Source organism: Jiangella muralis (assembly GCF_001270745.1).
In the GTDB taxonomy this organism is placed as follows: Bacteria; Actinomycetota; Actinomycetes; order Jiangellales; family Jiangellaceae; genus Jiangella; species Jiangella muralis.
The window spans coordinates 17,402-37,887 of sequence record NZ_LFXL01000027.1; the positions used below are offsets into that span (position 1 = coordinate 17,402).

Below are 20,486 nucleotides of genomic sequence, written 5' to 3' on the forward strand. Positions count from 1 at the left end.
CCGGCCTTCACTCCCCCTTGAGCTGGATCAGGCCGGCGTTCGTCGGGGTGAAGCCGCAGGCGTCGAAGTAGAAGGCGCGCAGGTGGTCGTCGAAGTCGACGTGGAGCCATTCGCAGCCGGCGGCCTGAGCGTTCTCGCGAGCCATGGCGATCAGCCGCACGCCGATCCCCTGCCGCTGCGCCCGGCCCGCCACCGCGGTGTCCTGGATGAACGCGTGCAGCAACCCGTCCCACACGACGTTCACGAAGCCGACGAGGTCGCCGGAGGCCCGCGCCGTGACCCAGCCGAGGCTGTGCCGGTCGAGCTGCGCCTGCCAGTCGTCGTCGAAGGGGCGGTGGTCGAAGGCGTCTGCGTGCAGGGCGTTCACCTCGAGGTTGGTGAACGGGCCGCGCCACTCGAAGGTCGTCATCGCCCCATCCTGGCGCGCGGCTCAGACGTCGACGAACAGGTTGATGGTGACGACGTCGCCGACCTGCAGGTCCTCGGCCCGGCGGACGACGTCCTTGAGGGGGACGAGGTAGCCGCCGTCCTTCGGGTAGAGCGACGTGGTCCACGAGGTGGCGCCGATGCGCGCCTTCACCGGGATCATCCCCCAGCCGTACGTCACCATCGCCGCCGCCTCGGCCAGCTCGGCGCTCTCGTCGGCGGGCACCGTGACGAAATGGAACGGCGACGGGCCGCGCCAGTGCCAGATCTCTCCGCTGAACTCCAGCTCCACGACCGCGAGCCTAGGGGGTATCCCGTGGATATTGGTGGATGCGGGCGGCGTCCAGGCGTCGGTCCAGCAAGGCGTCGAAGTAGCTCGATGCCGGAGCCATCGGGTGATGACACAACGCCGCTGGTCGGCGTCTGGACGTCGATCCGCGCCGCCGAAGATCCACGGGACACCCCCTATACCGCGGGCAGCGGCTCGCCGCTCACGTGCGTCACGACCAGTTCCGGGACGGCGCCGTCGTCGCCGCCGCGGCCGGGGAAGTCGAACACGCCGAGCATGAGCTGCATCGGGTAGTCCGGCGCCTCGTGCACGACCCGCACGACCCGCCCGTCGACGCTGAAGGTGACGCGGCCGGGGCGCCAGTCGACGCCGTAGAGGTGGAAGTCGGTGAGTTCGAGGTCGAGCCAGGGCGTCGCGAAGTCCTCGCTCAGCAGTGGGTCGCGGAACGCGTGCATGCCCATGCCGACATCGTGCGGGGCGGACCCGAACACCTCCATGACGCAGATCTCGCCTGACCGCTCCGGCCGGTCCTCGATGCCGGACAGCCAGAACGCCACCATCGACCGCTCCGTGACGACGCCGCGCATGCGCGCCTCGAACCGCCCGTACCTCGGCGTGTACCCCCAGAACGACGGCTGTTCCTCGCGCACCGTGAGCCCGGGCGCGAACGGCTGCTGCCCGACGGTGCCGCCGACGGGACCGGAGAACGCGCCGGTCTGTAACGCCGACACCCGCAGCGGCTCGTCGTGCCGGTCGGCGCACCAGAGGCCCTGCTCCGGCGGGATGCTCAGCCGCAGCTCACCACCGCTGACGGAGTAGGTGGCGGCCGACTCGGCGCGCGAGCTCCAGTGGGAGAGGTAGAAGGGACACCAGACGCTCGTGTCGAGGTCGTCGCCGTCGAACCGTTCCTGCATGCGCACGGCCATGCCCGGGATAGTAGCCCCGCCCCCGGACATCACTCCCAGACCGACACCGACGGCAGTCCGCGGCCGGCCCGCGCGGCGTCGACCAGCTCCTGGACCAGCGCTGTCTTGGCCCGCGTGTACTCGTCGGAGTCCTCGGTCCGGGTGGCGAGGTCGCGCTTCAGCGCGCCGTACCGGTCCGCCGCGTCGGGGTGGGCGCGCAGGTAGTCGCGGAGCAGCCGCTCGTTGCGGGTGTCCCACGTGTCGGCGGTGACGACGTGCAGGTGGTGGGTGCGCCGCCCAGCGTCGTCGCGCGGATAGAACAGCCGCCCGGTCATGCCGGTGTCGAGCCGCCGGTACCCGAGCGCGCGCAGCGCATCCTCACGGGCCGTGACGGCGTCCAGCGCGGGCACCGATGCCATGAGGTCGATGATCGGCTTCGCCGCGAGCCCGGGCACCGACGTGCTGCCGATGTGCTCCAGCTCCTGGAAGATCCCGGGCAGCGCCGCCCGCAGTTCGTCGGCGGCCGCCTCGGCCAGCGCGGGCCACGCGGGGTCGTACTCGCGTACTTCGATGACCATCCGGTCACGCTAGCCAACCGCGGGCCGCAGTTAGGGTGGGCGCATGCGTTTCGGCGTCCTCGGCCCGCTGGCCGTCTGGACCGACGACGGCGGCAGCGTCACCGTCCCGGGGGTCAAGGTACGGGCGCTGCTGGCCGACCTCCTCGTGCACCAGGGCCGCACGGTGTCGGCCGACCGGCTGGCCGAGGACGTCTGGGGCGACGACGCGCCGGCCAACCCGGGTGCCGCGCTGCAGGTGCGGGTGTCGCAGCTGCGCAAGGCTCTCGACGACGCCGAGCCGGGCGCCCGCGACCTCGTCGTCTCCCGCGCCCCCGGCTACGCGCTGGAGACCGGCGCCGTCGACGTCACCCGCTTCGCCGAGCTCGTCGCCCGCGCCCAGGACGCCGTCGACCCCACGCGGCGCAAGGAGTCGCTGACGGAGGCGCTCGGCCTCTGGCGCGGCCCGGCCCTCGCCGACTTCGCCGACCACGAGTTCGCCGCCACCGTCGCCGCCGGCTGGGAGGAGCGCCGGCTGGCCGCGGTCGAGCTGCTGGCAGAGGCGCGGCTGGAGCTGGGCGAGCACACCGTCCTGGCCGCCGAGCTGGCCGCGCCGGTCGCCGACCACCCGTTCCGCGAGCGGCTGCGCGCCGTCCACCTGCGCGCGCTCTACCGGGCGGGGCGGCAGCGCGAGGCGCTGGACGGCTACGAGGAGTTCCGCCGCGGCCTCGCCGACGAGCTGGGGCTCGACCCCGGCCCGGAGCTGGCCGCGCTGCACCAGGCCATCCTCGAGCAGGACCCGAGCCTGGCCCCGGCGCCGGAGCGGCAGCGGCGGCCACGCACCAACCTCCCGCCACCGGTCCCGCTGATCGGCCGCGACGCCGCGCTGGAGGACCTGCGCGAGCTGCTGGGCAAGGAGCGGCTGGTCACGCTGACCGGCCCCGGCGGCGTCGGCAAGACCCGGCTGGCGACGACCGTGGCACACCCGCTGGCCGACGGCTACGACGACGGCTGCTGGCTGGTCGAGCTGGCCGCGCTGGAGCGACCGCATCCACGTCGCGCCGCCGACGACATCGCCGAGCTGGCGATGGCGGCGCTCGGCATCCGCGACGCCGCCGAGCCGGGCGAGCGACCGGCCACCCCGGCGGACCGGCTGGCCGAGGCGCTGCGCGACCGCCGGCTGCTGCTGGTCCTGGACAACTGCGAGCACCTCGTCGAGCATGCGGCGGCGCTCGCCGACCGGCTGCTGCGCGCCGCGCCCGGCGTCACCGTCCTGGCCACCAGCCGCGAGCCGCTCGGGCTCAGCGGCGAGGTGCTGTGGGAGGTCCCGCCGCTCGACCTGCCCGACGCCGACGACCAGCTCGCCGAGTCCGGCGCCGTGCGGCTGTTCGTCGAGCGGGCGACGGCGTCGGCGCGCGGCTTCACGCTGGACGCGTCCACCGGGCCGGCCGTGGCCCAGCTGTGCCGGCGGCTCGACGGCATCCCGCTCGCGCTGGAGCTGGCCGCGACCCGGGTTCGCGCGCTGGGCGTGCACACGCTGCTGGACCGCCTGGACGACCGCTTCCGCGCGCTCGGCAGCGGGCCACGCGACCGGCCGGCCCGGCAGCGCACGCTGCTCGCGGCCATCGAGTGGAGCTGGAACCTGCTGGAGCCGGACGAGCAGACCGTGCTCCGGCGGCTGGCCGTCCACGCCGACGGCTGCACGCTGGCGGCCGCGGAGGCGGTCTGCTCGGACGGCGACCTCGACGTCCTCGACCTGCTGGCCCGGCTGGTCGACCGGTCACTGGTGGTGGTCGACGAACGGGCCGGCGGGCCGCGCTACCGGCTGCTGGAGTCCGTCGCCGCGTACGGCGTCAACCGGCTGCACGAGTCGGGCGAGCACGCGGTCGTCCGGGCCCGGCACGCCCACTACTACACCGGGCTGGCCGAGCAGGCCGACGCGGAGCTGCGCGGTCACCGTCAGGGCGAATGGCTGCACACGCTCGACGTCGAGTCGGCCAACCAGCGCGCGGCGCTGGACACCGCCGAGCGGCTGGGCGACGCCGAACTGGCGCTGCGGCTGACCGGGGCGCTGACGTGGTACCGGCTGCTGCGCGGCCGGCCGACGGAGGCCCGCCGGGCGCTGGAGACGGCGCTGGCGATCCCCGGCGACGCGCCGCCCGCCGTCCGCGGCCGGGCGCTCACCTGGCACACCGGCATCACGATCCAGCAGGGCGACCAGCATGACTGGGCGGCCCGCTGCGAGGCGGCGCTGCGCCCGTTCGACGAGGCCGAGGACCCGGCCGCCCGGGCCGCCGCCGAGTGGTTCCTCTGCTACGCCACGTTCGACCTCGGCGACGCCGCCTTCACCGAGCAGCTGCTGGACCGCGCGGCCGCGGGCTTCGCGGCGACCGGCGACCGCTGGGGTGAGGCCGCGGCGCTGACGCAGCGGGCCCGGCTGGCGCACGTCAACGGCGACCCGGCGGCGATGGAGGCCACGGCATCGCGGGCCGTGCGGATCTTCACCGAGGTGGGCGACGGCTGGGGCGTGCTGCAGGCGACCGACTGGCTGATCGGCCAGGCCGATCTCACCGGCGACTACGAACGGGCGCTGCGGCTGTGCGCCGACGCGCTGCCGCGGGCGGAGCAGCTGGGCCTGTGGCCGGAGGTCGGCGGCGTGCTGTCGTGGCAGGCGTGGATCAGCGTGCAGACCGGCGACAACGCCGCCGCCCGCGAGCACGGCGAGCGCGCGCTGCGGCTCGCAGCCGACCACAGCAGTCATTCCGCCCAGGTGTTCGCGACGCTCAGCGTGTCCTTCGCCGCCCGCCGGGCCGGCGACCTCGACGCCGCCGAGGAGCTGCTGACCGGCCTGCTGCGCGGCGTCGAGCAGCAGGCCGTGACGGCCGGGACCGCCTTCTACGCGCCGATGGTGCTCAACGAGCTGGGCCTGCTCGCCGCCGGCCGGGGCGACCCGGCCACCGCGCTCGACCTGCACCTGCGCGCGCACGATGTCGGCGTCGAGATCTCCGCGGGCCGCGATCACACGGCCGCGCTGGAAGGGGCGGCGGCGGCCCTGGCACTGTCCGGCGCGGCGCACGACGCCGCCGTCGTGCTCGGCGCCACCCGGGCCGTCCGCGACGCCGTCGGCTTCCCGCTGTCACCGGCCGAGCGGCTGGAGACGGACCGCGTCGCGGCGCTGGTCCGGTCGGTGCAGGACGACGCCGCGTTCGAGGCGGCGGTGGCCGACGGCGCGCGCATGACGAGCGCGGCCGCCCGGGAATTCGCCGGGCGGCCGCGCACGGGGCCGGATCACTTGGGCGCGTAGACGCCCACCACGATGCCGGAGTCGAACACCGTCTGGTCGATCAGCTTCAGGTGCGTGACGTCGAAGCCGTCGCCCAGCCGGTAGCCGTCGCCACCGGCGATGACCGGGTACGTCCAGAAGTGGTACTCGTCGACCAGCTTGTTCTCCAGCAGCGCGCGGTCGAACTCGCCGGTGCCGTACTTGATGATGGTCTCGCCGGGCTGTGCCTTCAGGTCGGCGACGGCTTTGGCCGCGTCGCCCTCGAGGAGCCGGGCGTTCCACTCCAGCTCACCGGTGAGGGTGCGGGACGCCACGTACTTCGGCAGCGCGTTGAAGCGGTCGGCGAGCGGGTCGCCGGCCCGCTGCGTCCAGGCGTCCTTGAAGCCCTCGTAGGTCGCCCGGCCGAGCAGCATGGCGTCGACGTCGTAGGCCAGCTTGGCGTTGTAGTCGTTGTGCTGATCGTCCCAGTACGGCTGGCCCCACACGTGCGGCTCGCCGATGCAGCCGTCGAGCGTGATGAAGGTCGACTCGATGATCTTGCGCATGATGTCCTCCTGGTTGGTTCGTTCTCGATGACCACACCATGCCCGGACTGCCTTACGGTTCTCTTCAGGTCGCCCGTCCCGGACCGGAAGGTGGCGTCGGTGGCACAATCCGCCGCATGCCCGCGAACCTGATCGTCGAACCGCTCGACCGGCGGCCGGAGCTGGCCACGATGCCGTCACAGCTGCCGAACCTGTGGCCTCGCTTCATGCAGCAGGACCCCACCGCGTCCCTCTATTACCCGGACGTCGAGGCCAATCACCCCGAACACGTGCTCGTGGCCTACGAGGAGCCGGACACCCCGGTCGCGCTCGCCTACACCGTCCCGTTCGAGTTCGGCAGCGAGCACCGGCAGGAGCTGCCCGACGACGGCTGGGACGGCGTCATCCGGTGGTCCGCGCAGGACCGCGACCGCGACACCCCGCCGACGCTGGTATCGGCGCTGGAGATCTCCATCCGGCCGGACCGCCGCGGCCAGGGCCTCGCGCAGGTGCTGCTCGCGGCAATGCACCAGAACGTCCGGCGGCTGGGCTTCACCGAGCTGGTGGCGCCGGTCCGGCCGAGCGCGAAGCACCTCGAGCCGCACACGCCGATGCACGAGTACGCCCATCGCACCCGCCCAGACGGCCTGCCGGAGGACCCGTGGCTGCGGGTGCACGCTCGCGCCGGCGCGACGATCGCCAAGGTGGCGCCCCGGTCGATGGTCATCACCGGCACGCTGGCCGACTGGCGCGAGTGGACCGGCCTCCCGTTCGACACCACCGGCGACGTCGTCGTCCCGCAGGCGCTGCTGCCCGTCCACTGCAGCGTCGAGCACGACCACGCCGTCTACGTCGAGCCCAACGTGTGGATGCGGCACCCGGTCGGCTGACCGACGGCGTCAGCGGTCGGCCTGGTGGTACTCCAGGTCGGCGCCGGACGGGATCAGGTAGGCCGCCCACCGCTCGACCGGCGGCTGCCCGCCCAGCGACCGCGCCGTCGTCAGGCCCGCCACCTCGGGGCCGATCAGCGCCAGCCGGAACGGCACCACCGCGTGCAGCCGGGCGCCGATCCCGGCCAGCCAGCGGTCCAGCGGCCGCCGCCACAGCAGCGAGTCGCCGCCGCGGAACGGGAACGCGGCACTGCGCGGCTCGGCGAGGTCCAACGCGCCAACCGGGATGAAGAACACCAGCCAGTCGGTACCGGACACCTGCCGGACGGTGCGCGCCCCGCACACGACGGTGCGCTGCCGCGGCAGCGTGACGAGTCCGGCCAGCCGGCCGTGCCGCTGCAACGCGGCCGCGGTGCACGGTGCGTCGGCCCATGTGCCGGGGTCGTCGCGGCCGGCCGCCTGGCACCCGGCGACGCCGGCGACCGTCCACAGCGTCGTCAACGCCGTCTCCAGCCGCGCGTCGTCGCGCTCGCCGAGTTCGACGGCCAGCTCGTAGGCACCGCCGAGCCAGAGCGTGTCATCTCGCAGATCGGAAGCGTCCACCGCCACGGGACCATCATTCCGGCTGGGGCCGCTCATCGGGGCGGTTTCCGGACAACTCGGGCCATGGACACTTGCGTAAACTGTGTCCATAGGACACAGTTGTGTTCACCAGACGGCAACCCGAGGAGAGACCATGTCCACGTCGGTGCTCTACATGTCCATGTCCGTCGACGGCTACATCTCCGCGCCGGACGACTTCCTCGGCGGCCCCGAAGGCCACCGGCTGCACGAATGGTTCGCCCCGGGCGGCAAGTTCGCCGAGGTCACCGGGCCGGCGGCGCAGGTGATGGAGGAGATGGGCGCGGACGGCGCCGTCGTCACCGGACGGCGGACGGCCGAACTGATGGACCACTGGGGCGGCAGTCTCGGCGGCCGGCCGATCTTCGTCGTCAGCCACCGCCCGCCGGGGCCGGCCGCGCGGTTCGACTACCCGCTCGTGACGTACGTGACCGACGGCATCGCCAGCGCGATGAAGCAGGCCCGGGCCGCCGCCGGCGACAAGCAGGTGTACGTCCAGGGCGGATACACGGCGCAGCAGGCGCTCGCGGCCGGGGTGCTGGACGAGCTGCACATCAGCCAGGTCCCGGTGCTGCTCGGCGCCGGCCGCCGGCTGTTCGACCTGCTGCCGGCGGAGATCGAGCTGGACATCGTCCGGGTGATCGACACCCCGGAGGCCACCCACCTGCGTTACCGCGTGCGACGCTAGTCGGGCAGCATCGGCATGACGATGGCCTCGTCCCGGTTCAGCAGGACGGCGCGGGTGACGGCGCGGTTGCCGAACCGGTTGCGGACGTCGTCGACGGTGGCGTCGAGGGCGCTGCCGCCGTGGCGGTCGAGGGGCAGCGCCAGCTGCAGCGGATCGTCGTCCTCGAGGTTGCTCAGCGCGACGCCGAGCAGCGTGAGCCCGCGCTGCTCGATGGTGGGCGCGGTCGCGGCGACGAGGTTCCGGGTGACGGTGAGCAACTGGCCGGTGTGCGACGTCGGCTCGGCCAGCGTGTGCGAGCGCGTCGCGCGGGTGTAGTCGTCGAAGCGCAGCCGCAGGACGACGGTGCGGGCGACCCGGTGCGCGGCGCGCAGCCGCCGGGTCACGCGGTCGACGATGCCCACGAGGACGGCGTCCAGCTCGGCCGCGGTGCGGCGCCGGCTGCCGAGGGCGTGCTGTGACCCGATGGAGTGGCGGCGCTGGCCGACGACGACGCGGCGCGGGTCGCGGCCGATGGCGAGCGCGTGCAGGTGCCGGCCGGCCGCCGGGCCGACGATGGCGACCAGCGACCGCTCCGCGAGCAACGCGACGTCGCCGACGGTGTGGATGCCGCGCCGGCGCAGCTTCACCGCCGTCTTCTCGCCGACGCCCCACAGCCGCTCGATCGGCAGCGGATGCAGGAACGCCAGCTCGCGGTCGGGCTCGACCACCAGCAGGCCGTCCGGCTTGGCGACCGCGCTGGCCACCTTGGCGAGGAACTTCGTGCGGGCGACGCCGACGGTGATCGGCAGCCCGACGGTGCGCATCACGTCGGCGCGCAGCCGGGCGGCGATCTCGGGCGGCGACCCGGAGATCTTGGCCAGCCCGCCGACGTCGAGGAACGCCTCGTCGATGGAGAGCCCTTCGACCATGGGCGTGGTACGCCGGAACACCTCGAACACCGCCTCACTGGCGGCGGAGTAGGCGGACATGCGCGGTGAGACGACGACGGCGTCGGGGCACAGCCGGCGCGCCTGCCGGCCACCCATCGCCGTCCGCACGCCGCGCGCCTTGGCCTCGTAACTGGCCGCCAGCACCACGCCCATCCCGACGATGACGGGCTTGCCGCGCAGGTCGGGGTCGTCGCGCTGCTCGACCGACGCGTAGAAGGCGTCGAGGTCGGCATGCAGGATGTTCGCCCTCCTGGCCACGAACACATGTTCGCATCATCTCCACACGATGCCAAGACCTCCGACAGTCTCCACCTCCTTGACAAATAGATTTGTCGGTGACAGCATTCACGGCATGCAGGACGTGACGGTGATCGAGGACCCCGCAGCGGCAGAGGCGTCGCTGGACCCCATGCGGACCCGGCTGCTGGCCGAGCTCGCCGAGCCCGGATCGGCCACCATGCTGGCCGCCCGGGTCGGGCTGGCCCGGCAGAAGGTGAACTACCACCTGCGCACGCTCGAACGGCACGGCCTGGTCGAGCTGGTCGAGGAGCGCCGGAAGGGCAACGTCACCGAGCGGGTGCTCCAGGCGACGGCGGCGTCGTACGTCATCTCGCCGACGGCGCTCGCGGCGGTGCAGCCCGACCCGTCCCGCTCACCCGACAAGCTGTCCGCCCGCTGGCTGCTGGCGCTGGCGGCGAAGCTGGTCCGCGACGTCGGGCTGCTGCTCACCGCGTCGACGAAGGCGCGCAAGCGGGTGGCGACGTTCGCCATCGACGGCGAGGTGCGCTTCGCCTCGGCCGCCGACCGCGCCGCGTTCGCCGAAGAACTGGGCGGCGCCGTCACCGCCCTGGTCGCCAAGTACCACGACGAGTCCGCCGCCGGCGGACGCACGCACCGCGTCATCGTCGCCGTCCACCCGAGCGTCGACAGCCCGAAGGAGTCCTGACCATGAGCCGCCGGTTCGAGTCCACCCACCAGGCCGACCTCGACGCCACGCCCGAGCAGATCTGGCAGGCCATCGCCACCGGCCCCGGCATCGACTCCTGGTACATGGGCCGAGCCGACGTCGAGCCCGGTCCCGACGGCAGCGTCCGCATCGACTTCGGCGGCTACACGCCGTCGTACGACGTCACCGCGTGGGAGCCCGGCAAGCGGCTGGCCTACGGCGAGACCCCGGAAGCCGACGGCCGGTTCGTCGCCTACGAGTTCCTGCTCGAGGGCCGCGACCGCGGCAGCACCACGCTGCGGGTGGTGGCCAGCGGGTTCCTGCCGGGCGACGACTGGGCCGACGAGTTCGAGGCGATGTCGCGCGGCCACGAGCTGTTCTTCCGGACGCTGTTCGAGTACCTCGCCCACTTCGCCGGCCGCACCGCCACGCCCGTCACGGCGTTCGGACCGCCGGTCGCCGACTGGGACATCGCCTGGGCCAGGCTGCACGACGAGCTCGGCCTCACCGCACCCGTCGAGGCCGGCGACGCGGTCGCGCTGCCGGGCGACGACGGCGTCGTGTACTACGTCAACGCCGACACCCTCGGCGTCCGCACCGGCGGCGCGCTGCTCCGCTTCATCAAGGGGTTCCGCGGCCCGATGGTCGCGTCCCACCACATCTTCGCCGACGACGCGCGCCGTCACACCGACGCCGCCTGGCGGTCCTGGCTGACCCGCGTCTTCGGCTGAACCCACCCGACAAGGAGAAACCACCATGTCCAGCACCGTGACCTCGGCCGACGGCACCGCCATCGCGTACACGAAGGTCGGCTCCGGCCCGCCGCTGATCCTCGTCGACGGCGCCCTGTGCCACCGCGACTTCGGCCCCATGTCGGACCTCGCCGACGGCCTGGCGGACCGGTTCACCGTCTACCTCTACGACCGGCGCGGCCGCGGCGAGAGCGGCGACACCGCGCCGTACACCGTCGAGCGCGAGACCGAGGACCTCGAAGCGCTGATCGCCGCGGCCGGCGGCGAGGTGTTCATGTACGGCTGCTCGTCCGGCGCGGCGCTCGCCCTCGAGACGGCGAAGCGGCCCGGGTCCGGCGTCACGAAGCTGGCGCTGTACGAGCTGCCCGCCATCACCGACGACACCGCGAAGCCGTGGCCGGGCGACCTGCTGGCCCGCACCGACGCGCTGGTCGCGGCCGACCGCCGAAGCGACGTCGTCAAGCTGTTCATGAAGACCGTCGGCACGCCGTCGTTCGTCGTCGCGATCATGCGGCTCACCCCGGTGTGGAAGAAGCTCAAGGCCGTCGCGCACACCATCCCGAACGACTTCCGCGTGCTCGGCGACACCGGCTACGGCAAGCCGTTCCCCGCCGACCGCTGGTCCGCGGTGACGCAGCCGACGCTCGTCATGGACGGCGGCAAGAGTCCCGAGTACATGCGGGGCAGCCAGCGGCGGCTCGCCGAGGTGCTGCCGAACGCGCAGCACCGGACCCTGCCCGGCCAGACGCACATGGTGAAGGCGGCCGTGCACGTCCCGGTGCTCGCGGGGTACTTCGGCGAGTAGTCAGCCGCGCCGGCCGAGCTGGCGGCGCCACCAGGCGAGCCAGGTGTAGGGGCTGAGCGGGTTGCCGCGGTTGCGGCGGGCCTCGTCGGCGGCGGCCCGTTCCTCGGCCGCCGCCCGCTCAGCCTCGGCGGCGCGCTCGGCCCGCACCTGCTGCTCGGCGGCCATGCGCTGGGCCCGCGCGGCGCGCCATTCGGCCACGACGGTGTCAGGGTCGGCCAGCGCGACCGGGATGTTCGGGCCGGACGGTGCCCGCAGCCACTGCCTGATGCGCTCGTTCAGTTCCTCGACGACGTCGCGGACGGCCTGCTCGGACCGGACGTCGCGGAGAGTGTCGGGCAGCTTGTGCACCTCTTTGCGCAGCCGCAGCGGCGTCGGCAGCAGCGCGTCGGTGGCCTCGCCCTCGCGGGCCAGCTTGTCGCGGATCCAGGCGTACTCGTCGCCGGGACGACGGGCCGGCAACGGCTTGCCGGAGAGCGGCAGGTCGTCGAAATCGCCGCGCTCCTGAGCCTCGCGGACCTGCTTGTCGATCCACGACTCGAAGCCCATGCCGGGCGGTTTGCGTTCCGCCATGACGTCATTGTCGCAGGCCGGGGTCGTCGGGGCGATGGAGGGTTCAGGGACACCCCTTAGAGTCCTGGCATGGCCGAACTCGATCTGGACGGACGGCGGGCGCTGGTCACCGGCGGCGGCAGCGGCATCGGCGCGGCGGTGGCCCGGCGGCTGGGCGCGGCCGGCGCGCACGTCATCGTCGCCGACGTCGACGGCGAGCGCGCGGCGTCCGTGGCCGGCGAGTGCGGCGGCGAGCCGTGGCCGGTCGACCTCGCCGACACCGCCGCCCTGGCGACCACTGAGCTGGACGTCGACGTCCTCGTCAACAACGCCGGCATCCAGCACGTCGCCCGGCTGGAGGAGTTCCCGCCGGACCGGTTCGCGTTCATGCTGCGGCTCATGCTCGAGGCGCCGTTCCTGCTCATCCGGGCCGCGCTGCCGGGTATGTACGCGCGCGGCTGGGGCCGCGTCGTCAACGTGTCCAGCGCGCACGGCCTGCGGGCCAGCCCGTTCAAGTCCGCCTACGTCACCGCGAAGCACGGCCTCGAAGGGCTGTCCAAGGTGACGGCGCTCGAGGGCGCCGCGCACGGGGTCACCTCGAACTGCGTCAACCCCGGCTACGTCCGCACGCCGCTGGTCGAGGCGCAGATCGCCGACCAGGCCCGGGTGCACGGCCTGCCCGAGGACCGCATCGTCAGCGAGATCCTGCTCGCCAACGAGGCGATCAAGCGCCTCATCGAGCCCGGCGAGGTGGCCGAGGCGGTCGCCTACCTCGCCAGCCCGGCAGCCCAGTCGATCACCGGCACCGACCTCGTCCTCGACGGCGGCTGGTCAGCTCGTTAGACCGACGTGCCGACCGCATAGGCGATCAGCCGCACGGCCTGCGGCTCGAACAGCACGGTGTAGTGGTTGACCCCGCCCGCCGGGATGACGCGGACGGTCGGAGGCAGGCCGGCCGCCGCAATGCGATCCGCGTCGAGCAGGCCCTGCGGCTCGTCCATCAGACCGCGGGCGGCGTAGAGCAGCGTCGCCGGGACGGTGCCGTCGCGCAGCGACCGCTGCACGAGCGGGTCGGCCAGCACGTCGGCGCCGTCGGCGCGGACCGCGTCGAGCACGCAGGACGAGCGGCGATCGCCGCCGGCGCCCACGAGGTCGTGCCGCAGGTACGCCGTCAGCAGCTCGCCGTACGACGCGGCCAGGGCCGGGCCGACGGCCGGGTGCTCGCGCCAGAAGTCCAGGTACGCGTCATCGTCGGGGAAGCTCATCGTGAGCCGCCGCATCGCCGGGCCGATCACCTGCTCCAGCGCGGCGTCGATGTCGCCGCCGGGCGCCGGGAACCCGACCCCGCCGTCGACCAGCACCAGCGACGACACCCGCGACGGGTACAGGTAGGCCGTCAGCGCCGCGACGTAGGCACCCATCGAGTGGCCCAGCAGCACGGCCGACTCCACCCGTGCGGCGTCCAGGACGGCGACGACGTCGGCGGCGTGCGCGGCCAGCCCCCACGGCCCGCGGACCGACCGGCTGTCGGCCCGGCCGCGCAGGTCGGGCGCGAGCAGCCGGACCTCGCCGTCCAGCGCCTGAGCGACGGCGCCGAAGGCGAGCGCGTTGGCGGTGATGCCGTGCAACGCCATGATGACGGGAGCGCCGGCCGGACCGCGCCCCAGCTCGTGGACCGCGAGCGTCCCCCCGTCGACCGCGACCCCCAGCGTCATGGGCCGTCCAACCCGCTGACCAGCGCCGCGACGAAGTCGTCCGGCTTCTCGAGGTGCGGGCTGTGCGCGGTGCCGTCGATGACGGTCTCGGTGCTGACACCGCCGGCCGCGCGGTAGGCGACGAGGACGGCGCGGGTCTGCGCGACCATCGGCTGCGGCGGCGCGACGTCGTCGCCCGGCCAGCCCGGCACCGCACCGATGGTGCCGAGGTAGGCGAGGTCGAACAGCGAGGTGTCGGAGACGATGACGTCGTCGGAGCCGCGGATCCAGCGGATCGGCGGCTTCGGGTCGATCGCGTCGAGCCCGTCCAGCCGCAGGTGCGTCGGCGCCATCGTGTTGAGCACGCCGCGAGTGCCCGGGCCGATGCCCGGCCATGCGTCGGTGGCGACGGCGTCGCCGGGGTAGTGGTCGTCGCCGACGGCCGTCGTGAGCATCGACTCGACGTAGGCGTCGGCGTGCTCCGGCACGAACGGCGGCTTCACGTACGACGACAGCATGACCTGCCGTGGCGACAGCGCGCCGTCGTCGCCGCGGTCGCCGTCGCGCAGCCGGGCCACGAACTCCGGGTTGGCGGCGCCGCCGCCGGAGCCCGCCGCCGACGGGTCGGCCAGTGCGCCGTCCGCGCCGCGGGTGCCGCCGAACCCGTATGGCGACACCGGGTTCACCAGGGTGACCGACCGGTACCGCGCCGGGGTGTCGAGCAGCAGCTGCAACACGACGGCGCCGCCAAGGCTCCAGCCGACCAGGTGCGCGTCATCCAGCCCGAGGGTGTCGAGCAGCCCGGCGACGTCGTCGGCGTAGTCGCGCACACCGCGGGTCGCGTCGACCGGCAGTGTCTCGGTGCCGCCGAAGCCGCGCAGGTCGACGGCGACCGGGCGGAACCGCTGCGGCAGCCGGAGCATCGCCGGCTGCCAGAACACGCTGGACGACACGTTGCCGTGGACGAACACGATCGGTGCGCCGGTGTCGCGGCCGGCCACCGTGAGTGTGTTGACGGTGAGCCGCGGCGTCGGGTGGCGGTTCTCCGTCACGCCCGGCATGAGCATCGATGTCATGGCCCCCTCCTCAGAGGATGATGCCCTACCCGGGGCCGGAGCGCGCGGGGGCCGCTACTCGGCGGGAAAGCGCAACCCGACCTGCCGGCGGATCTCGTCCAGCGTCTCCATGATCGCCACCGTCTCGTCCAGCGGCATGACGTCGCTCTGCGTCGCCCCTTCGCGCAGCAGCCGGCCGACCTCGACCGCCTGATGCCGCAGGCCGCCGCCGGCCCGCGGGCGCTCGAACCGCTCGGCCACCTGCCCGTCCGGCCGGATCAGCGAGAACGACGTCGGCGCGTACCAGACGTCGTCGATCTCGATGCGCGCCTCGGTGCCGGTGATGACGGCACGGTTGGCCGTGCGCGTCCGCAGCGTCGTCGTGACGACGGCGTGCGCGCCGCTCGCGTACGTGAGCACGGCCGACGTCTGCGCGTCGACGCCGCCGGCCGACAGCGTGCCCGCCGCGCTGACGCCGTCGGGGCGGCCGAGCACGTACGACGTGAGCGACACCGGGTAGATGCCGAGGTCGAGCAGGGCGCCGCCGGCGAGGTCGGGCCGCTGCAGCCGGTGACCGGGATCGGCCGGGATGGCCTGCCCGTGGTCGGCGACGACCGTGATGATCTCGCCGAGCGCGCCGGCCCGCAGCAGTTCGCCGATGCGGCGGAAGTGCGGCAGGAACCGCGTCCACATCGCCTCCATCAGGAACAGCCCGCGCTCACGCGCCAGCTCGGCGACGTCGCGGGCCTCGGCGGCGTTGACGGTGAACGGCTTCTCGCACAGCACCGGCTTGCCGGCCTCGAGCGCGAGGCGGACGTTCGCCGCGTGCGCCGTCTGCGGGGTGGCGACATAGACGACGTCGACGTCGGGGTCGTCGACCAGCTTCTCGTACGAGCCGTACGCGCGCGGGACGTCGAGCCGGTCGGCGAACGCGGCGGCGCTCTCGTCGCTGCGCGACCCGACGGCGACCACCTCGGCGTCGTCGACCACCCGGAGATCGCGGGCGAACGCTGCCGCGATGCCGCCGGTGCCGATGATGCCCCAGCGGATCATCCCATCCTCCTAGCGGTACCCCGTGACGTCGGCGGGCTTGCCGGCGTCCTGCACCTCCACCAGGTACCGCCAGGCGTCCGGGCGGCTGCCGTCGAGGTCAGTGAAACCATAGACCTGCGCCAGCTGGCCGCTGGACAGCGACTGCCCGTTCCACCGCGCGATCTCCGGGTCGGCGGCCAGCGCCGCGACCGCCCGCCCGACGTAGCGCGGCGTCTCGGAGATCGCGAAGTGCGGCTGCGCCTCCAGCGCGTCGCGCCAGGTGTCCTCCGTCACGCCGAAGTGGCTCAGCATGAGCTCCGAGCGCAGCCAGCCCGGCGTCAGCGCCACCGCCGTCGCGTGATGCGGCCCGAGCTCCTTCGCCTGTCCGAACGCCATACGCAGCACCGACGACTTCGCGAGGTCGTAGAAGAACGACACCCGGTAGTTCGTCGCGTTGTAGTCGGCCGTGCCATCCGTCATCTCGACGACCAGCCCGCCCTTGGTGCGGATCAGCAACGGCAGCGCGAAGTGGCTGGTGATGATGTGGGTGTCGATGGCGAGCCGGAGCATCTTCAGGCCCTTGTCCAGCGAGTGCTCCCACAGCGGCTGGTCCCAGCTGAACAGCAGCTCGCCGCCCCAGATGTCGTTGACCAGCACGTCCAGCCGCCCCTGCTCGGCGTCGATGCGACCGACCAGCGCCTCGACCTGCTCCGGCACCAGGTGGTCGACCTGCACGGGAATGCCGGTGCCGCCGGCCGCCGTGACCAGCTCCGCGGTCTCCTCGATGGTCTCGGGCAGGTTCTGCTCGGACCGCTGCGCCCGGGTCGTGCGCGCCGTGCAGTACACCGTCGCCCCGGCCGCCCCCAGCTCGACCGCGATCCCCCGCCCCGCGCCGCGCGACGCCCCGGTGACGAGCGCGACCTTGCCGTGAAGTGTCTTCTCCATGCACCCATGGTGCGCGCGCATCACTGACACGGAGCGTCAGCTATAGATCACCGGGCAGCTGGAAGCGATACCCGAGCCCCGGCTCGGTGATGAAGTAGCGCGGCTTCGACGGCTCGGGCTCCAGCCGCTGCCGGATCTGCGTCATGAACACCCGCAGGTAGTTCGTCTCGGTGCCGTAGGCCGGGCCCCAGACCTCCCGCAACAGCTGCTCGTACGTCACCAGCCGCCCGCTGTGCCGCACCAGCACCTCGACGATGTGCCACTGCCGCGGCGTCAGCCGGACGGCGGCGCCGTCGCGCACGACCCGCTTCGCGGCGAAGTCGATGACGAAATCGGACGTCGAGACGACCGCGTCGCCCTCGGGCAGGACGGCTCTCCGGGTGGCGGCGCGCAGGCGGGCGAACAGCTCGTCCATTCCGAACGGCTTGGTGACGTAGTCGTCGGCGCCGAGGTCGAGCGCCTCGACCTTGGCCGCCTCGGTGCCCCGCCCGGACAGCACGAGGATCGGGACGGACGACCAGCCGCGGATGCCACGCACGACGTCGAGGCCGTCCATGCTGGGCAGCCCGAGGTCGAGGATGACGGCGTCGGGGTGGTGGCGGGCGGCCAGTTGCAGGGCCTGCTCACCGGTGCCGGCGAGATCGGCGGTGTAGCCACGGGCCTTGAGGTTGAGGGCGAGGGTCTTGCGGATGCCGGCGTCGTCATCGACGACGAGCACCCGGCCGGCCGACTCCATGCAGCCGATCGTAGCCGCAGGCACACTGGGGGTATGGGACGCGGTCAGCTGCGGATCTACCTGGGCGCCGCACCCGGCGTGGGCAAGACGTTCGCCATGCTCGAAGAGGCGCACCGGCGGCTGGCGCGCGGCACCGACGTCGTCGTGGGCGTGGTCGAGGCGCACGGCCGGGCCCGCACGGCGGACCTGCTGGCCGGCCTGGAAGAGGTCCCGCGGCGGGCGCTGACCTACCGCGGCGCCGAGTTCGCGGAGCTGGACCTCGACGCCGTGCTGCGGCGCAGGCCGGAGGTCGCCCTCGTCGACGAGCTGGCGCACAGCAACGTGCCCGGATCCCGGCACGCCAAGCGCTGGCAGGACATCGAGGCGCTGCTCGACGCCGGCATCACGGTGCTGTCGACGGTGAACATCCAGCATCTGGAGTCGTTGAACGACGTCGTCGAGCGGATCACCGGGGTGCCGCAGCGCGAGACCGTCCCGGACGAGGTGGTGCGGCGGGCCGACCAGGTCGAGCTGGTCGACATGACGCCGGAGGCGCTGCGCCGCCGGATGGTGCACGGGAACGTGTACGCGCGGGAGAAGGTCGACGCGGCGCTGGGCAACTACTTCCGGGTCGGCAACCTGACGGCGCTGCGCGAGCTGGCGCTGCTCTGGCTGGCCGACAAGGTCGACGACCAGCTGGACCGGTACCGCGCCGACCACCACATCGACGACACCTGGGAGGCGCGCGAACGCGTCGTCGTCGCGTTGACCGGCGGGGCGGAGGGCGAGACGCTGATCCGCCGGGCCGCCCGCATCGCCGCGCGCGGCCGTGGCGCGGACCTGATGGCCGTGCACGTCATGCCCAGCGACGGGCTGATCGGCGCGGACCCGACCCAGCTGGCCCGGCAGCGGCTACTGGTCGAGAGCCTCGGCGGCACCTACCACCAGGTGCTCGGCGAGGACATCCCGGCGGCCCTGATCGAGTTCGCCCGCGGCGCCAACGCCACGCAGCTGGTGCTCGGCGCGAGCCGCCGCGGCCGGCTGGCGCAGCTGTTCTCCCGCGGCGTCGCGCTCACGACGATGTCGCTGTCCGGCTCGATGGACGTGCACCTCGTCCCGCACCAGCAGGCCGGCCGGGGCCGGACCGCCGCGCTCGGCAGCCCGCTGTCGCGGCATCGGCAGATCGCCGGGTTCGTGCTGGCGCTGGCCGGGCCGCCGCTGCTGGTGCTCGTGGTCCGGCTGCTGCGCGACGAGGTGTCGCTGGCGACCGGCGAGGTGCTGCTGCTGGCGACGGTGATCGCGGCCGCGCTGGTCGGCGGCATGTGGCCGGCGCTGCTGGCAGCCGTGGGCGGCTTCCTGCTGCTGAACTGGTTCTTCACCGAGCCGATCCACTCGTTCGCGGTCAACCGGCCCGAGAACATCCTCGCGCTGGCGGTGTTCCTGCTGGTCGCGGCGTCGGTGAGCGTCGTCGTCGACACCGCGGCCCGGCGCACCCGCGAGGCGGCCCGGGCCAGCGCCGACGCGCAGAACCTGGCGACCGTCGCGAGCAGCATGGTCGGCAACCCGCGGCCGCTGATCGGGCTGCTGGAGCGGCTGCTGGAGACGTACGGGCTGACGTCGGTGACGCTGCTGGAGCGCTCCCCCGGCGCGCCGCGGCTGCCCGGCACGCAGGAGGACCCGTCCGCCTGGTCGGTCGTCGCGTGCGTCGGCGAGCGGCCTTCCCTGACGCCGTCGGAGGCCGACGTCGAGGTGCCGATCGACGACGCGCTCTCGCTGGCGCTGCGTGGTGCCGCGCTGCCGGCCGAGGACCGCCGCGTGATCGAGGCGTTCGCCGCCCAGGCCGCGCTGGCGCTGCGGCAGGAACGGCTGACTCGCGAGGCGGCGTCGGCCGGCACGATCGCCGAGGCCGACCGCATGCGCACCGCCCTGCTCGCGACCGTCGGCCACGACCTGCGCACCCCGCTCGCCGCCGCCAAGGCGGCCGTCACCAGTCTGCGCAGCAACGAGGTCCAGTTCGACGCCGACGACGAGGCCGAGCTGCTGGCGACGGCGGACGAGTCGCTGGACCGGCTGACCGAGCTGATCACCAACCTGCTCGACCTCAGCCGCCTGCAGGCCGGCGTGCTCGGCGTCGCGTTGCGTCCGACGGAGGCGGCCGACAGCATCGCGCGCGCCCTCGACGAGCTGGGCGAACCGGGCCGCCTGGTGACCGTCGACCTCCCCGCCGACCTCCCCCGGGTCGACGCCGACCCGGCACTGCTGGAGCGGGTTCTGGTGAACGTCGTCGGGAACGCGCTGCGGTTCAGCCCGCCGGACCGCCCGCCGACCATCACCGCGCGCGAGGACGACACCGTCGTCGAACTGCGCGTCATCGACCACGGCCCGGGCATCCCGGACGACCTGCGTGATCGCGTGTTCGCCCCGTTCCAGCGGCTCGGCGCGGGCGGCACCGGCGTCGGGCTCGGGCTGGCGCTCTCGCGCGGCCTCACCGAGGCGATGGGCGGCACCCTGATCCCCGAGACCACACCCGACGGCGGCCTCACCATGCTGCTGGCGATCCCGGTCGAGGACGAGGACCCGTCGACACCGGAATCCGCCGCCGGCTATTCCGGCCGCGTGTGATCGATTCCCGCGCGGTCGAGCACGTCGGTGAGGTCCAAGTCGAGGCCGCGGGCGTAGCGGATCAGCTCGATCACGTCGATGCGCCGGTCGCCCGACTCGAACAGCGACACCTTGCGCTGGGTGAGCCCGAGCCGGTCGCCGAGCTGGGTCTGTGTGAGGTTGCGTTCGACTCGCAGCTGCCGGAGCGTGGCATAGAGCCGCTGGTATTCGGGAGCCCGGCTGTCCACCACCCGCACATCCGACCGCTTTTGGATTAAATAGC

General features: G+C 73.5%; 22 protein-coding genes. 8 read left to right on the plus strand and 14 right to left on the minus strand.

The window, feature by feature from the left end:
- Positions 1 to 7: 7 nt before the first annotated feature.
- The 4 genes from ACW62_RS22655 to ACW62_RS22670 form a co-directional block, all read right to left on the minus strand.
- The gene (locus ACW62_RS22655; RefSeq protein ID WP_053206385.1) at positions 8 to 409 is read right to left on the minus strand and encodes a GNAT family N-acetyltransferase; all 402 of its coding nucleotides are present in this window, start codon (positions 407 to 409) and stop codon (positions 8 to 10) included.
- 21 nt (positions 410 to 430) lie between these two features.
- On the minus strand, positions 431 to 718 hold the full coding sequence (locus ACW62_RS22660; protein WP_053206386.1) for a DUF1905 domain-containing protein: 288 nt from the start codon (positions 716 to 718) through the stop codon (positions 431 to 433).
- A 173-nt stretch (positions 719 to 891) separates the two neighbouring features.
- Positions 892 to 1,641, minus strand: coding sequence for a glycoside hydrolase family 16 protein (locus ACW62_RS22665; protein WP_053206387.1), 750 nt, complete (start codon positions 1,639 to 1,641; stop codon positions 892 to 894).
- 29 nt (positions 1,642 to 1,670) lie between these two features.
- Entirely contained in the window at positions 1,671 to 2,198 is a 528-nt protein-coding gene (locus ACW62_RS22670) for a GrpB family protein (protein ID WP_053206388.1), read from the minus strand.
- A 43-nt stretch (positions 2,199 to 2,241) separates the two neighbouring features.
- On the opposite strand from ACW62_RS22670, the gene ACW62_RS22675 reads away from it, so the two are divergent.
- On the plus strand, positions 2,242 to 5,478 hold the full coding sequence (locus ACW62_RS22675) for an AfsR/SARP family transcriptional regulator (RefSeq protein WP_053206389.1): 3,237 nt from the start codon (positions 2,242 to 2,244) through the stop codon (positions 5,476 to 5,478).
- Here the strand turns inward: ACW62_RS22675 and ACW62_RS22680 are convergent.
- The gene (locus ACW62_RS22680; RefSeq protein ID WP_053206390.1) at positions 5,463 to 6,002 is read right to left on the minus strand and encodes a dihydrofolate reductase family protein; all 540 of its coding nucleotides are present in this window, start codon (positions 6,000 to 6,002) and stop codon (positions 5,463 to 5,465) included. The genes ACW62_RS22675 and ACW62_RS22680 overlap by 16 nt on opposite strands.
- A gap of 116 nt (positions 6,003 to 6,118) precedes the next feature.
- Between ACW62_RS22680 and ACW62_RS22685 the strand changes: the two genes are divergently transcribed.
- The gene (locus ACW62_RS22685; protein ID WP_053206391.1) at positions 6,119 to 6,871 is read left to right on the plus strand and encodes an N-acetyltransferase; all 753 of its coding nucleotides are present in this window, start codon (positions 6,119 to 6,121) and stop codon (positions 6,869 to 6,871) included.
- A gap of 9 nt (positions 6,872 to 6,880) precedes the next feature.
- On the opposite strand, the gene ACW62_RS22690 is transcribed toward ACW62_RS22685, so the two are convergent.
- Positions 6,881 to 7,474 carry a hypothetical protein gene (locus tag ACW62_RS22690; protein WP_157574919.1) on the minus strand — a complete coding sequence of 198 codons (594 nt, stop codon included), beginning with the start codon at positions 7,472 to 7,474 and terminating at the stop codon, positions 6,881 to 6,883.
- Between the two features lie 133 nt (positions 7,475 to 7,607).
- On the opposite strand from ACW62_RS22690, the gene ACW62_RS22695 reads away from it, so the two are divergent.
- Positions 7,608 to 8,180 (plus strand): dihydrofolate reductase family protein, encoded by a 573-nt coding sequence (locus ACW62_RS22695; protein ID WP_053206393.1) that lies wholly within the window; start codon positions 7,608 to 7,610, stop codon positions 8,178 to 8,180.
- On the opposite strand, the gene dinB is transcribed toward ACW62_RS22695, so the two are convergent.
- The gene (gene dinB, locus ACW62_RS22700; protein WP_053206555.1) at positions 8,177 to 9,367 is read right to left on the minus strand and encodes a DNA polymerase IV; all 1,191 of its coding nucleotides are present in this window, start codon (positions 9,365 to 9,367) and stop codon (positions 8,177 to 8,179) included. The two genes, ACW62_RS22695 and dinB, sit on opposite strands and share 4 nt — an antisense overlap.
- A 94-nt stretch (positions 9,368 to 9,461) precedes the next feature.
- Here dinB and ACW62_RS22705 point away from each other — a divergent pair, with 94 nt between their 5' ends.
- From ACW62_RS22705 to ACW62_RS22715, 3 genes are read left to right on the plus strand one after another with little or no spacing between them, the layout of a single operon-like run.
- Positions 9,462 to 10,055: an ArsR/SmtB family transcription factor gene (locus ACW62_RS22705; protein ID WP_205629538.1), complete on the plus strand. Its 594-nt coding sequence runs from the start codon at positions 9,462 to 9,464 to the stop codon at positions 10,053 to 10,055.
- A gap of 2 nt (positions 10,056 to 10,057) precedes the next feature.
- Positions 10,058 to 10,786, plus strand: coding sequence for an SRPBCC family protein (locus tag ACW62_RS22710; RefSeq protein WP_053206394.1), 729 nt, complete (start codon positions 10,058 to 10,060; stop codon positions 10,784 to 10,786).
- A 25-nt stretch (positions 10,787 to 10,811) separates the two neighbouring features.
- Positions 10,812 to 11,612 (plus strand): alpha/beta fold hydrolase, encoded by an 801-nt coding sequence (locus tag ACW62_RS22715; protein WP_053206395.1) that lies wholly within the window; start codon positions 10,812 to 10,814, stop codon positions 11,610 to 11,612.
- On the opposite strand, the gene ACW62_RS22720 is transcribed toward ACW62_RS22715, so the two are convergent.
- The gene (locus tag ACW62_RS22720; protein ID WP_083460054.1) at positions 11,613 to 12,182 is read right to left on the minus strand and encodes a DnaJ family domain-containing protein; all 570 of its coding nucleotides are present in this window, start codon (positions 12,180 to 12,182) and stop codon (positions 11,613 to 11,615) included.
- Positions 12,183 to 12,251: 69 nt separating this feature from the next.
- On the opposite strand from ACW62_RS22720, the gene ACW62_RS22725 reads away from it, so the two are divergent.
- Positions 12,252 to 13,004: a 3-hydroxybutyrate dehydrogenase gene (locus tag ACW62_RS22725; RefSeq protein WP_053206396.1), complete on the plus strand. Its 753-nt coding sequence runs from the start codon at positions 12,252 to 12,254 to the stop codon at positions 13,002 to 13,004.
- Here ACW62_RS22725 and ACW62_RS22730 read toward each other — a convergent pair.
- The 5 genes from ACW62_RS22730 to ACW62_RS22750 are packed head-to-tail and all read right to left on the minus strand — an operon-like array spanning position 13,001 to position 17,623.
- Positions 13,001 to 13,876 (minus strand): alpha/beta hydrolase, encoded by an 876-nt coding sequence (locus ACW62_RS22730; RefSeq protein WP_053206397.1) that lies wholly within the window; start codon positions 13,874 to 13,876, stop codon positions 13,001 to 13,003. The two genes, ACW62_RS22725 and ACW62_RS22730, sit on opposite strands and share 4 nt — an antisense overlap.
- Positions 13,873 to 14,931, minus strand: coding sequence for an alpha/beta fold hydrolase (locus tag ACW62_RS22735; RefSeq protein WP_053206398.1), 1,059 nt, complete (start codon positions 14,929 to 14,931; stop codon positions 13,873 to 13,875). Before ACW62_RS22735 ends, ACW62_RS22730 begins: the two co-directional genes overlap by 4 nt.
- Positions 14,932 to 14,985: 54 nt before the next feature.
- Positions 14,986 to 15,963 carry a Gfo/Idh/MocA family protein gene (locus ACW62_RS22740; protein WP_053206399.1) on the minus strand — a complete coding sequence of 326 codons (978 nt, stop codon included), beginning with the start codon at positions 15,961 to 15,963 and terminating at the stop codon, positions 14,986 to 14,988.
- Positions 15,964 to 15,972: 9 nt separating this feature from the next.
- A complete protein-coding gene (locus ACW62_RS22745; protein ID WP_157574920.1) occupies positions 15,973 to 16,887 on the minus strand; it encodes an SDR family oxidoreductase in 915 nt (304 codons plus the stop codon).
- Between the two features lie 40 nt (positions 16,888 to 16,927).
- Complete coding sequence (locus tag ACW62_RS22750; RefSeq protein WP_053206401.1) at positions 16,928 to 17,623, minus strand: response regulator; 696 nt, start codon at positions 17,621 to 17,623, stop codon at positions 16,928 to 16,930.
- Between the two features lie 33 nt (positions 17,624 to 17,656).
- On the opposite strand from ACW62_RS22750, the gene ACW62_RS22755 reads away from it, so the two are divergent.
- The gene (locus tag ACW62_RS22755) at positions 17,657 to 20,224 is read left to right on the plus strand and encodes a sensor histidine kinase (protein ID WP_053206402.1); all 2,568 of its coding nucleotides are present in this window, start codon (positions 17,657 to 17,659) and stop codon (positions 20,222 to 20,224) included.
- Here ACW62_RS22755 and ACW62_RS22760 read toward each other — a convergent pair.
- The gene (locus ACW62_RS22760) at positions 20,206 to 20,454 is read right to left on the minus strand and encodes a helix-turn-helix transcriptional regulator (protein ID WP_157574921.1); all 249 of its coding nucleotides are present in this window, start codon (positions 20,452 to 20,454) and stop codon (positions 20,206 to 20,208) included. The genes ACW62_RS22755 and ACW62_RS22760 overlap by 19 nt on opposite strands.
- Positions 20,455 to 20,486 lie beyond the last annotated feature (32 nt).

Bases quoted from the DNA above. Each gene is read 5' to 3' on its own strand.
- ACW62_RS22655 (WP_053206385.1), bottom strand. From the start codon at position 409: ATGACGACCTTCGAGTGGCGCGGCCCGTTCACCAACCTCGAGGTGAAC.
- ACW62_RS22665 (WP_053206387.1), bottom strand. From the start codon at position 1,641: ATGGCCGTGCGCATGCAGGAACGGTTCGACGGCGACGACCTCGACACG.
- ACW62_RS22670 (WP_053206388.1), bottom strand. From the start codon at position 2,198: ATGGTCATCGAAGTACGCGAGTACGACCCCGCGTGGCCCGCGCTGGCC.
- ACW62_RS22675 (WP_053206389.1), top strand. From the start codon at position 2,242: ATGCGTTTCGGCGTCCTCGGCCCGCTGGCCGTCTGGACCGACGACGGC.
- ACW62_RS22680 (WP_053206390.1), bottom strand. From the start codon at position 6,002: ATGCGCAAGATCATCGAGTCGACCTTCATCACGCTCGACGGCTGCATC.
- ACW62_RS22685 (WP_053206391.1), top strand. From the start codon at position 6,119: ATGCCCGCGAACCTGATCGTCGAACCGCTCGACCGGCGGCCGGAGCTG.
- ACW62_RS22695 (WP_053206393.1), top strand. From the start codon at position 7,608: ATGTCCACGTCGGTGCTCTACATGTCCATGTCCGTCGACGGCTACATC.
- ACW62_RS22705 (WP_205629538.1), top strand. From the start codon at position 9,462: ATGCAGGACGTGACGGTGATCGAGGACCCCGCAGCGGCAGAGGCGTCG.
- ACW62_RS22710 (WP_053206394.1), top strand. From the start codon at position 10,058: ATGAGCCGCCGGTTCGAGTCCACCCACCAGGCCGACCTCGACGCCACG.
- ACW62_RS22715 (WP_053206395.1), top strand. From the start codon at position 10,812: ATGTCCAGCACCGTGACCTCGGCCGACGGCACCGCCATCGCGTACACG.
- ACW62_RS22720 (WP_083460054.1), bottom strand. From the start codon at position 12,182: ATGGCGGAACGCAAACCGCCCGGCATGGGCTTCGAGTCGTGGATCGAC.
- ACW62_RS22725 (WP_053206396.1), top strand. From the start codon at position 12,252: ATGGCCGAACTCGATCTGGACGGACGGCGGGCGCTGGTCACCGGCGGC.
- ACW62_RS22730 (WP_053206397.1), bottom strand. From the start codon at position 13,876: ATGACGCTGGGGGTCGCGGTCGACGGGGGGACGCTCGCGGTCCACGAG.
- ACW62_RS22735 (WP_053206398.1), bottom strand. From the start codon at position 14,931: ATGACATCGATGCTCATGCCGGGCGTGACGGAGAACCGCCACCCGACG.
- ACW62_RS22740 (WP_053206399.1), bottom strand. From the start codon at position 15,963: ATGATCCGCTGGGGCATCATCGGCACCGGCGGCATCGCGGCAGCGTTC.
- ACW62_RS22745 (WP_157574920.1), bottom strand. From the start codon at position 16,887: ATGGAGAAGACACTTCACGGCAAGGTCGCGCTCGTCACCGGGGCGTCG.
- ACW62_RS22750 (WP_053206401.1), bottom strand. From the start codon at position 17,623: ATGGAGTCGGCCGGCCGGGTGCTCGTCGTCGATGACGACGCCGGCATC.
- ACW62_RS22755 (WP_053206402.1), top strand. From the start codon at position 17,657: ATGGGACGCGGTCAGCTGCGGATCTACCTGGGCGCCGCACCCGGCGTG.